Here is a 918-nt window from a genome sequence, read left to right as displayed (position 1 = left end):
CTATATCAACAGTACTATGAGCTGTAATATCCGTCATGCCCATGGCTTCGGCGATGCAGGCCATGGTGCTGGCGGTGCCCATCACGGAACAGGTCCCCACGCTGGCGACCAGCTGGTTGTTGACCTCGGCGATGTCTTCCGCGTCGATTTCTTCGGCGCGATATTTACCCCAGTAGCGCCGGCAATCGGTGCATGCCCCGACCCGCTCGCCGCGATGACTGCCGGTGAGCATGGAGCCGGTGATGAGCTGGATCGAAGGAATGCCTGCCGAGGCCGCCCCCATCAGTTGCGCCGGCACCGTCTTGTCGCAACCGCCGATGAGCACCACGGCGTCCATCGGTTGTGCGCGCACCATTTCTTCGGTGTCCATCGACATCAGATTGCGCAGGTACATGCTGGTCGGCGCCGAGAAGCTCTCGTGGATCGAGATGGTCGGGAAGTCCATCGGCAATCCGCCCGCCAGCATGACGCCGCGCTTGACCGCTTCGATCAGCTGGGGCGCGTTGCCGTGGCAGGGGTTGTAGCTGCTGCCGGTGTTGACGATGCCGACCACCGGCCGCTCAAGCGCCTGGTCCGTGTAGCCTGCGCCCTTGATGAACGCCTTGCGCAGGAACAGCGAAAAACCCTGGTCGCCGTAGTTGGTGAGTCCTTTTTTCAAACCGGTTTGCCTGGGTTTCATTTGTCTCGTCTCCTGCTGCCTGCCCGCAAGGGCGGTCGCTTTTTTACCGTCGCTGGTTGAAGAACCTGTTCATCAACAGGTGGTGAAGCCAGAATACTGGGCGGTTCCATTGCAAAAAACAATTTGGTATTTCTTGCTTTAAAAGAAGATATTTTTTAGTATCGGCAGATGGACCTTCGCTACCTTCAGAGCTTCGTGGCCACCGTCGAGTGCGGCTCAATCGCCGAGGCGGCGCGCCC

The 918-nt window shown here is 59.4% G+C and carries 1 protein-coding gene; it reads right to left on the bottom strand.

Features of this window, described 5'->3' with window-relative positions:
• Positions 1-679, bottom strand: a 679-nt coding sequence (locus HLUSI_RS0111460) for a dihydroxy-acid dehydratase domain-containing protein (protein ID WP_016834115.1), incomplete at its 3' end; no start/stop codon positions are given.
• Positions 680-918: the final 239 nt, after the last annotated feature.

The sequence above is a fragment of the Herbaspirillum lusitanum P6-12 genome (assembly GCF_000256565.1).
Lineage (GTDB): Bacteria > Pseudomonadota > Gammaproteobacteria > Burkholderiales > Burkholderiaceae_D > Herbaspirillum > Herbaspirillum lusitanum.
The sequence above is the reverse complement of the archived record's forward strand: the minus strand, read 5'-3'. Positions and strand labels throughout refer to the sequence as shown.